The sequence below is a fragment of the Parasphingomonas halimpatiens genome (genome assembly GCF_036663795.1).
In the GTDB taxonomy this organism is placed as follows: Bacteria; Pseudomonadota; Alphaproteobacteria; order Sphingomonadales; family Sphingomonadaceae; genus Sphingomonas.
In genome coordinates, this window is the sequence record NZ_JAXOJP010000032.1 from 39,846 (window position 1) to 49,663 (window position 9,818).

8 protein-coding genes are annotated in these 9,818 nt (G+C 67.2%); 4 read left to right on the plus strand and 4 right to left on the minus strand.

The annotated features are described in order from the left end of the window. Complete coding sequence (gene shc, locus U1839_RS21985; RefSeq protein WP_332805715.1) at positions 1-1,947, plus strand: squalene--hopene cyclase; 1,947 nt, start codon at positions 1-3, stop codon at positions 1,945-1,947. Next, the gene (locus U1839_RS21990; RefSeq protein ID WP_332805716.1) at positions 1,944-2,729 is read left to right on the plus strand and encodes a phosphorylase family protein; all 786 of its coding nucleotides are present in this window, start codon (positions 1,944-1,946) and stop codon (positions 2,727-2,729) included. Before shc ends, U1839_RS21990 begins: the two co-directional genes overlap by 4 nt. On the opposite strand, the gene hpnH is transcribed toward U1839_RS21990, so the two are convergent. Continuing rightward, positions 2,649-3,794, minus strand: a complete 1,146-nt coding sequence (hpnH, locus tag U1839_RS21995) for an adenosyl-hopene transferase HpnH (protein ID WP_332805717.1) — start codon at positions 3,792-3,794, stop codon at positions 2,649-2,651. The two genes, U1839_RS21990 and hpnH, sit on opposite strands and share 81 nt — an antisense overlap. Before the next feature lie 9 nt (positions 3,795-3,803). Continuing rightward, positions 3,804-4,772 (minus strand): 4-hydroxy-3-methylbut-2-enyl diphosphate reductase, encoded by a 969-nt coding sequence (gene ispH, locus U1839_RS22000; protein WP_332805718.1) that lies wholly within the window; start codon positions 4,770-4,772, stop codon positions 3,804-3,806. Between the two features lie 228 nt (positions 4,773-5,000). On the opposite strand from ispH, the gene U1839_RS22005 reads away from it, so the two are divergent. Both U1839_RS22005 and U1839_RS22010 read left to right on the plus strand, forming a co-directional pair. After that, positions 5,001-5,606, plus strand: a complete 606-nt coding sequence (locus tag U1839_RS22005; protein WP_332805719.1) for an ABC transporter substrate-binding protein — start codon at positions 5,001-5,003, stop codon at positions 5,604-5,606. A gap of 77 nt (positions 5,607-5,683) precedes the next feature. Then, positions 5,684-6,613: an MlaA family lipoprotein gene (locus tag U1839_RS22010; RefSeq protein ID WP_332805720.1), complete on the plus strand. Its 930-nt coding sequence runs from the start codon at positions 5,684-5,686 to the stop codon at positions 6,611-6,613. Here U1839_RS22010 and hpnN read toward each other — a convergent pair. Both hpnN and U1839_RS22020 read right to left on the minus strand, forming a co-directional pair. Then, the gene (gene hpnN, locus U1839_RS22015; protein ID WP_332805721.1) at positions 6,603-9,203 is read right to left on the minus strand and encodes a hopanoid transporter HpnN; all 2,601 of its coding nucleotides are present in this window, start codon (positions 9,201-9,203) and stop codon (positions 6,603-6,605) included. The genes U1839_RS22010 and hpnN overlap by 11 nt on opposite strands. Positions 9,204-9,207: 4 nt before the next feature. Continuing rightward, the gene (locus tag U1839_RS22020) at positions 9,208-9,645 is read right to left on the minus strand and encodes a DUF2141 domain-containing protein (protein ID WP_332805722.1); all 438 of its coding nucleotides are present in this window, start codon (positions 9,643-9,645) and stop codon (positions 9,208-9,210) included. Positions 9,646-9,818: the final 173 nt, after the last annotated feature.

A 9,818-nucleotide genomic window follows, 5' to 3' on the forward strand; every position in this document is an offset into this window, starting at 1 on the left:
ATGGCCACCCTCCTCGAACCACCGATCGATATCGTCAGCGCCGCCGATGCGAGCGCCGCCCGCGCCGCCGCCGCACTCGCCGCGCGCCAGAAGGACGATGGCCATTGGGTGTTCGAACTCGAGGCCGATGCAACAATACCGGCCGAATATGTATTACTGCGACATTATCTCGGCGAACCGCGCGATGCCGTGATCGAGGCGAAGATCGGGAACTATCTGCGCCGTATCCAGGCCGATCATGGCGGCTGGCCGCTGTTCCATGGCGGCGCGTTCGACGTCAGCGCGACGGTGAAGGCCTATTATGCGCTCAAGATGATCGGTGACGATATCGGAGCGCCGCACATGGCGCGGGCGCGCGCCGCGATCCATGACGCGGGCGGGGCCGAGGCGGTCAATGTCTTCACCAAGATCCAGCTCGCGCTGTTCGCGGCCGGGCCATGGTCCGTCGTGCCGACGCTGCCGGTCGAGCTGATCCTGCTGCCGCGCTGGTTCCCGGTACATCTGTCAAAAATGTCCTACTGGGCGCGCACGGTGATCGTGCCGCTGCTCGTCCTCGCTGCGCTGAAGCCGGTCGCGCGCAACGAGAGCGGCGTGAAGGTCGACGAGCTCTATATCGGCAGGCAGGCGCGGCTGGTCAGCAAGGCGGCCGACACCAAGCGCGGCTGGACAATGTTCTTCAACGGCCTCGACACGGTGCTCAAGCTGGTCGAGCCGCTGTGGCCGCGTGGCACGCGGCAGCGCGCGATCCAGGCCTGTGTCGATTTCGTCACCGAGCGGCTCAACGGCGAGGACGGGCTCGGCGCGATCTATCCTGCGATGGCCAACAGCGTGATGATGTTCGACTGCCTCGGCTATGCCCCCGACCATCCGCACCGCGCCATCGCGCGGACCTCGGTCGAGAAGTTGCTCGTGGTCGGTGACGACGAGGCCTATTGCCAGCCCTGCGTCTCGCCGGTGTGGGACACCGCGCTCGCCGCGCATGCGATGATGGAGGCCGGCGGCGACGACAATGAGCGCCGCGCGGCGGCGGCGCTGGCGTGGCTCAAGCCGCTGCAGGTGCTCGACGTCAAGGGCGACTGGGCCGAGGAGAAACCCGGCGTGCGGCCGGGCGGTTGGGCGTTCCAGTACAACAATGCGCATTATCCCGATCTCGACGACACCGCCGTGGTGGTGATGGCGATGGACCGCGCACACGCCAAAACCGGCGCCGATTATGACGAGGCGATCGCGCGCGGCCGCGAATGGACCGTCGGCCTGCAAAGCCGCGACGGCGGCTGGGGCGCGTTCGACGCCGACAACAGCTATCATTATCTGAACAACATCCCCTTCGCCGACCATGGCGCGCTGCTCGACCCGCCGACCGCCGATGTCAGCGCGCGCTGCATCTCGATGCTGGCGCAGCTCGGCGAGACCGACACGCCGGCGATGAAGGCCGCACTGGGCTATCTCGAAAAGGAGCAGGCGCCGGACGGCAGCTGGTTCGGGCGCTGGGGCGTGAATTACATCTATGGCACCTGGTCGGCGCTGTGCGCGCTCAATGCCGCCGGGGTCGACCCGCAGGCGCCGGTGGTGCGTAAGGGCGCCGGCTGGCTGATTGCGACGCAAAATGCCGATGGCGGCTGGGGCGAGGACTGCGACAGCTATGACCTGGCGTACAAGGGCTACACCCCTGCCCCCTCGACCGCGTCGCAGACCGGCTGGGCGCTGCTCGGGCTGATGGCGGCGGGCGAGGTCGATCACCCCGCGGTCGAGCGTGGCGTACGTTACCTGATGGCGACGCAGCAGGATGACGGGCTGTGGGGGCAGGAACATTATACCGGCGGGGGTTTCCCGCGCGTCTTCTATCTGCGCTATCACGGCTACCCGGCTTACTTCCCGCTCTGGGCGGTGGCGCGTTATCGCAACCTCAAGCGCTCCAACGCGGCGCATGTGGCGTTCGGGATGTGACGATCCTCGTCGCGTGCGGGTTGACGCGCGAAGCACGGATCATCGCGCGGCCCGGGCTGACGGTGGTGGCCGGCGGCGGCGATGCCGCGCGGCTGGAGGCGGCGCTGGAGGCGGCGGCAGGCGGGTCGACGATGCTTTTGTCGAGCGGGTTGGCGGGGGCGCTGGATCCGGCGCTGAAGGCTGGAGATGTGGTTGTTGGCAGCCTCTTCTCACACCTCCCCGGCACGGGGAGGGGGACCGCTCGCGAAGCGAGTGGTGGTGGGGGTGAGCCGCAAACGCTGCGCGCGGGGCAATCCCCCTCCACCAGCTTCGCTGGTCCCCCTCCCCGTTCCGGGGAGGTATTTTTTGGATGGCTCGCCAGCCAGCTGCCCGAAGCGACCGTTGGCACCATTCTCGCCACCGACTCCATCATCGCCAGCGCGGCCGAAAAACGCGACCTCTTCGCCCGCACCGGCGCCATCGCCGTGGACATGGAATCGCACATCGCCGCGCGCGTCGCCGCGCGGCATGGCCTGCCCTTTGCGATCGTCAGGACGATCTCCGACAGCGCCGATCAGGCGCTGCCGCCGGCCGCGCTGGTGGGCATGAAGCCCGATGGCAGCGTGGCGCTGGGCGCGGTGCTCGCCTCACTCGCGCGGCACCCAGCGCAGCTCCCGGCGCTGATCGCGACCGGGCGAAGCGCGGGACGCGCCTTTGCCGCGCTAAGCCGCGTTTACGACGTGCTTGGACGCGGCGGGATTGGCGGCCTTGATCTTGGCCAGCTCGCGCTCGACATGGCTTGAATGGACATGCTCGGCCGGGCGCTGGTGCGTCAGGTCGATATCGGGTGCCATCGGCCCTTCGGTGCGCACGCCCTTGCGGCCGATGGCGAACATCTTGAGCGGGTGACGGATCGAGTCCGTCGCCGCGGTGCCCTCGAAGCCGCAATGGACCATGCAGTCGGCACATTTTTCATATTTGCCGACACCATATTGGTCCCATTCGGTGCCTTCCATCAGCTCCTTGAAGCTCGCTACATAGCCTTCGCCGACGAGGTAGCAGGGCTTCTGCCAACCGAACACGGTGCGCAGCGGCATCGACCAGGGCGTGCATTCATAGGTCTGGTTGCCGGCGAGGAAGTCGAGGAACAGCGGCGAATTGGTGAAGTTCCACGCCTTGCCGCCATCGCCGCGCTTGAACACGTCGCGGAAGAACTGGCGGGTCTTCTGGCGGTTGAGGAAATGCTCCTGGTCGGCGGCGCGCTCATAGGCATAGCCGGGCGAGATGGTGATCTCGACGCCGAGCTCCTTCATCGTGTCGAAATAGCTGGCGAGCCGCTCAGGGCTGGCGCCGTCGAACACGGTGCAATTGACCTGGACGCGGAAGCCCCTGGCCTTGGCCAGCTGGATCGCCTCGATCGCGACCTCATAGGTGCCGTCCTGATCGACGGCATGGTCGTGCATGCCCTTGTCGCCATCGAGATGGATCGACCAGGTGAAGAAGGGCGACGGCGCATAATCGTCGATCTTCTTCTTCATCAGCAGCGCGTTGGTGCACAGGATGACGAACTTCTTCTTGGCGATGTAACCCTTGACGATCTGCGGCATGTCGCGATGCAACAGCGGCTCGCCGCCGGCGATCGATACCGCCGGCGCGCCGCACTCGTCGATCGCCTCCATGCACTGGTCATAGGACAGGCGCTGGTTGAGGATCGCATCGGGATAGTCGATCTTGCCGCAGCCCGGGCAGGCGAGATTGCAGCGCAACAGCGGCTCGAGCATCAGCACGAGCGGATATTTGCCGCCCTTGAGGTGCTGGCGAACGGTGTAGCTGCCGATCCGGAGCAGCGGCGAAAGGGGAAGGCCCATGAAGTTTTCCTAGTTCGCCGCAACGCGCGCGGCGATGTGCGCCTGTTGCGGGGGGACGTCTCTTAACTCGCGCGGCAAGGCGAATTCCAGCCTTTCCTCGACGCCGTCGAGCTCCGACACAGTAACCGGTGCGATCCTGCGCAACGCGGTGATGACGCTCTCGACCAGTTCGTCGGGCGCCGAGGCGCCCGCCGTCAGCCCGACGGCTTCGACGCCTTCGAACCAGGCCGGATCGATCGCGCTGCCATCGGCGACGAGATAGCTCGGCAGCCCCTGCGCCACGCCGATTTCACGCAGCCGGCTGGAATTGGAACTGTTCTCCGAGCCAACCACCAGCAGAACCTGCGCCACACGACACAGGTCGCGCACCGCGGTCTGGCGGTTCTGCGTGGCGTAGCAGATCTCCGACACGTCGGGGCCGAGTACGTCGTCGAAACGCGCGTGGAGCGCCTCGATCGTGTCGCGCGTATCGTCGACGCTGAGCGTGGTCTGGGTGATATAGGCGACTGGCGTTTCGCGCGGCAGCTGAAGAGCGGCGACGTCCTCGACCGATTCGACGAGATGGATCGGTACGCCGACTTGGCCGCGCGTCCCGTCCACCTCGGCATGGCCGGCATGGCCGATCATCACCAGCGTGCGACCCGTGGCGGCGTAGCGGCGCCCCTGGAGATGCACCTTGGTGACCAGCGGGCAGGTCGCATCGAGCACCGGGAGGCCGCGCGCCTTGGCCTCTTCCTCGACGCTGCGCGCCACACCGTGCGCGCTGAATACCGTCATCGCGCCCGCCGGCACGTCGGATAATTCCTCGACGAACACCGCGCCCTTGCGCCGCAAGGTATCGACGACATGACGATTGTGGACGATCTCATGGCGGACATAGATCGGGGCGCCGTACTTCTCGAGCGCGCGCTCGACGATTTCGATCGCGCGGACGACGCCAGCGCAAAATCCGCGTGGTTTGGCGAGGATCACTTGCAAGGATGGTGTCCTTTCAACCCGGCCCCAGCATTCCGCCCCCCCGGCAAGAATGACTCATTCCGGTACGAGCGATCGGTGATAGCCGCACTGCGGCACAAAAAAAAGCGTTCGATCCAACACCGTTGCGGTGCCGCCGTCACGGGCACGCCATTGCGCGTTGCCGAGACGGGGTGGCAGCAACGACGGCGAGCCCCTATAAACGTCCCACGACCATCGCGGAGCTTCCTTATGAGCCTTTCGTCCCGACATCTGGCGGGCGCCTTTTTGATCGCCGTGGCGTCGCCCGTCATCGCGCAGGCGCAGGAGCCCGGCGTCGCGCCGATTCAGGCGCTCGACGATGGTCTACTGGCGATCATGAAGGGCGGAAAGTCGCTGGGGTTTGCCGGGCGCGCGGCGCGCATCTCGCCGGTCGTCGACCAGGCGTTCGACCTGCCGCTGATGACGCGATTGTCGGTCGGCCCAGCCTGGACCGGCATGTCCGCGACCGATCAGGCCGCGCTTTCGGCCGCGTTCCGGCGCATGACCATCGCGCAATATGCCGACAATTTCGACGGATGGTCGGGCGAGAGCTTCGTCATCGACCCCAAGGTCGAGGTGCGCGGGACCGATCGACTGGTCAAGACGACGCTGAAATCGCCACATGATGCGCCCGTGAACCTCGCCTACCGGCTTCGACAGACCGGCGGCAGCTGGCGGATCATCGACGTGTTCTACAAGAATTCGATCAGCCAGTTGGCGACACGCCGTTCCGATTTCGCGCGCATCCTGTCGACCGGTGGCGCCAAGGCGCTGGTCGCGCATCTCAACGCCCTGTCCGAAAAGGCAGCGCGCTGAGCCCCCCGCACGCCGTACGGCTGCTGCGCCATGGCTGGCTTGCGACGACGGCGCTGCTGTTGTCGCCCGGCGCCGCTATGGCGCAAGCTACCGTCGCGCCCGCCATTGTCCCGGTGACTGCGGTGCCGGCCGCGCCTGCACCGGCCGTTCCACCGGCAAGGCGCGCCCACCGCCACGCACCGGGCGACCCGCTCGAGGGCGCCAACCGCACGCTGTTCTCGATCCACAATTTCCTCGACCGCATCCTGTTCCGGCCGATCTCGCGGGTCTACAAGGCGATCATCCCCAAGCCGCTGCGCACCGGCATTCGCCATGTCTTCTCGAATCTCGACGAGCCGGTGGTGTTCGTCAACGACGTGCTGCAGCTCAAGCCCAAGCGCGCGGTCCGCACCTTTGCGCGCTTTGCGATCAACTCGACCGTCGGCATCGGCGGCGTGCTCGACGTCGCGAAGAAGGCGGACCTGTCGCATCGTCCGAACGGCTTTGGCGACACACTTGGGCGCTATGGCGTCGGCCCAGGCCCCTATATCTTCATTCCCTTCATCGGCCCCACCACCCTGCGCGATCTGCTCGGGACCACCGCCGACGACGCGCTGTTGCCGGTCACAATCCCCGAGCCCTTCTCGCGCAAGGAATATACGCTGACGCGGGGCGTGGTCACGGGAATCGACCTGCGCGTCGAATCCGATGCCGATCTCAAGGCGCTCTATGCCGGCGCCGCCGATCGCTATGCCTCGCTGCGCTCGGTCTATCTGCAGGATCGCGCAGCCGAGATCGACGAAATCCGGCATGGCGTGGCGACGCCAAAGCTCGACGACCCGTTGCTCGATCCCGACACGAGCACGACACCGCCAGCGACTCCGCCGGCCGTCGATTTTGCCCCGCCCGCCGCGGCCACCGCCTCCCCTGCGACCGATCCGGCCGCTACGTCATCGACCGCGCCGACCTCGCCCGACACATCGGATCCGTTGAGCGATCCGGCGAAGGGGACGCCGCCTAAGCCTTGACGGCAGCGCGACCGCGCGGCGGGCCGAGCAGCGCCGGCTCGAAGATCAGCGCGCAGACCAGGGTCCAGGCCAGCGAGATCATCAGGATCTTGCCCATGCTCGCCGTGCCGGGATGTTGCGACAGCCACAGGCTGCCGAACGCGCTTCCCGTCGCGAGCGCGCTGAACAGCACGGCACGCGCCAGGCTCGACTGGAGCAGGTTGGTCGCGCCCTCGCGCCATGCCATCACGAAATAGATATGGAAGGCGACACCCACGCCGAACAGCAACGGGAAAGCGATGATGTTGGCGAAGTTGATCGGCTGCCCGATCAGCACGCAGGTGCCGAGCGTGAGAAAACCCGACAGCACCACCGGCGCGAGCGTGAACGCCACCTCGCGTATGTCGCGCAGGACGACGAACAGCAACAGGCAGACCAGCGCCAGCGCCAGCAGCCCGGCCTCGATGAACGCCCAGGCGACGGTCTTCGCCGCCTCCTGCGTCGCGACCGGCAGGCCGCTCGCGCTCGGCGCCACGGCGCGCACCGCTTGGGTGAAGCGGGCAAGCACGCGATTGTCGTTGCTGTCGCCGCGCGGAAAAACCTGGACCAGCGCGCGCCCGTCGCGCGCGACCCAGTCGCCGGCGATTTCGGGCGGCAACGTGTCGCGCGTCACCGCCTCGGCCTGAAGCGAGGCGCGGACCTGGTCGAGCATCGTGACGAGCGGCGTGACCAGCAATGTCGCGGCACGTTCGCGCATGGCCGGGCTCGCTCCGGCCAATCGCTCGAAACTCTGCCCGAGCGCCAGCGCATCGCGCGCCGCCTGCCCGCCCTGAGCGCCACCAACCGCGCGCAATTGCACGGCGGCGCTGCGCAATGCGGCGACGGTATCGGCATCGCTCGGTGGCGCGGCGGTGTCGAACGGATTGATCGTCGTATCGAGCAGCAGCCCGGCATCCTGGATCGCCGCGAGCTTGTCGGGCTGGTCGGCGGGAACGAAGCTGTCGACCGAGACTGCCTCGGCCACCTCGGGCAGCTTCGCCAGGCGCGCGGCCAGCAACGCGGCCTCTTCCGGGTTCTTCGCCAGCAGGTTGATCGTGTTGGGGGTGCGCAGCGGATCATGCATCAGATCGGCGAGCGCCTTCATCGCCGGCCCGTCGGGGCTGCGCAAATGCAGCGGGTTGAAGTCGAAGCGGACGAACGGCAGCAGCGCGATGCTGACCAGCATCGACAAGGCGAAAGCCCACAACACGGTGCGGCGGTGCCGCGCGAGCCAGCGATCGACTGGCGCGGCCGCGCTGAACCCGACCTCGGCGGCGGGTACGCCGGGCTGGAACATGACGATCAGCGCGGGCAACAGGCTGACGCTGAGCAGCAGGGCAATGATCATGCCGAGGCCGGCGATGATGCCGAGTTCGGCGATGCCGATATAATCGGTCGGCAGGAACGCGCCGAAGCCGAGAAACACCGCCCCCGCCGCCAGCGTCAGCGGCGCGACCAGCGCGACCGCGGCATGTTCGAGCGCGACCCCGACGGCAGCACCGGCGCGGCGCTCGGCATTGAAGCGCACGCTGATCTGGATGCCGAAATCGACCCCCAGGCCGACGAACAGCGGAATAAACGCGACCGAGATCAGGTTGAGCGTGCCGACCGCGAGCAGCCCGAGCGCGGTGGTCAGCGCGAGCCCGGCAAGGATCGTCATCACGATCGCGGCAACGATCTTCACCGAGCGCGTCGCGAGCCACAAGGTCAGCAGCATCATCGCCGCCATCACCAAACCGACGAAACCGATATTCTCCTGCAGCGTGGCAAATTCCTCGTCGGCGAGCGGCACTTCGCCGGTCGCGCGCACGCTCACGCCATGCGCCGCGTCGAGCCCGAGCGCGACGGCGTGGCCGGCGATCGCCGACACCGCGACGTCGCCCGGCTCGAGCGAGCCGTAATCGAGCTTGGGCTGGACGAGGATCAGCCGGCGCAGCGGTGGCGCGGTCGCGCTCCGCTGCGCGAACAGCGCCTGCCACGAGAACCAGGCCGGCCGGCCGGCGAGCGACTGGTCGAGGCTGCTATGCATCGCGCGCATCGGCGCATCGATCTGGTCGAGCGTCGCCGAGCCGTTGCGCACGCCGGTCAGCATCGTCGAGATCGCGCCTGCCACGCCGCGCAGCGACGGGTCCCCGGCCAGCGGACCGAGCAGCGGCTGCGCCTTGATCAGCGACGCCGTCGTCGCCCTGACCTCGGCCGGCGAACCGAACAACAGGCCGGCGCGATCGAAGAACGCGCCACCATCGGGGCGCCGCACGCGGCGGAAATGCGCGCTGTCCTCGGCCAGCCGCTGCGTAAGACGGATCGTCGCGCCCTCGGCCAGTTCGGGGGTCTTGCCGTCGACAATCACCAGCACCGCATCGGTCAGTTGCGGGAACGCCGTCTCGACCGCCTTCTCGTTGCGGCGCCAGTCGACATCGGGCGAGATCAACGTCGCCGTGTCGGTCGACATGGCAAAATGGCCTGCGGCGAACATCACCGCCCCCGCGACCAGCGCAAGGCACAGCAACGCGACGATCACGGGGCGGCGCACGCTATACGCCACGACACGAAGAATCTGGTGCGAAATCATCGGTTCAGCGCGGCGCGTCCGGCCCGATGAAATAGCGTAGCCGCAGCTTTATGACACGCGAACCGCCATCATAGTCGAACATCGCCTCTTCCCATTTGGGTGGCGAAAAACGAATCTTGGCGTCGTTCGAAAAACCGACGCCTTCCTTGGGAATGCCGAACAGCGCGCGATCGACCTTGTGGTTGCCATTCTCGTCGTAAAACACCTGTGCCGCATAACGACCGGGCGGCAGGCCATTGAGCGTGACGCGTGTCACCCCGACCACCGCCGCGGCATCGGCCGAGCGCGGGCAGTCCTTGAGGAACTGCGCCTGGGTACAGATATCGACATGGACGGTGCCGGTGTGGCCGCGCACATTGCTGACGTCGACATGCAGCACGGCCGGTGCGGGTGCCGCGCCGATCACGGCGAGCGACGAGAGCGCAAGCAGCGCGCGTTTCATGGACATGTTCCTTCGTTCAAGCCCGCGCTTCTTCGACCGCAAGCACGGCGCTATTGTGGCGCAGCGCCTTGAGCACGGTCTCGACGATGGCATCGGCATCGAGCCCGGCTTCGGCATATTGCAGCTCGGGCTTGTCCTGGTCCTGGAAGGTGTCGGGCAGGCGCATGGTGCGC

Excerpts from the sequence above, each read along its gene's own strand:
- shc (WP_332805715.1), top strand. The coding sequence starts at position 1 with ATGGCCACCCTCCTCGAACCACCGATCGATATCGTCAGCGCCGCCGAT.
- hpnH (WP_332805717.1), bottom strand. The coding sequence starts at position 3,794 with ATGGGCCTTCCCCTTTCGCCGCTGCTCCGGATCGGCAGCTACACCGTT.
- U1839_RS22005 (WP_332805719.1), top strand. The coding sequence starts at position 5,001 with ATGAGCCTTTCGTCCCGACATCTGGCGGGCGCCTTTTTGATCGCCGTG.
- U1839_RS22010 (WP_332805720.1), top strand. The coding sequence starts at position 5,684 with ATGGCGCAAGCTACCGTCGCGCCCGCCATTGTCCCGGTGACTGCGGTG.
- hpnN (WP_332805721.1), bottom strand. The coding sequence starts at position 9,203 with ATGATTTCGCACCAGATTCTTCGTGTCGTGGCGTATAGCGTGCGCCGC.
- U1839_RS22020 (WP_332805722.1), bottom strand. The coding sequence starts at position 9,645 with ATGAAACGCGCGCTGCTTGCGCTCTCGTCGCTCGCCGTGATCGGCGCG.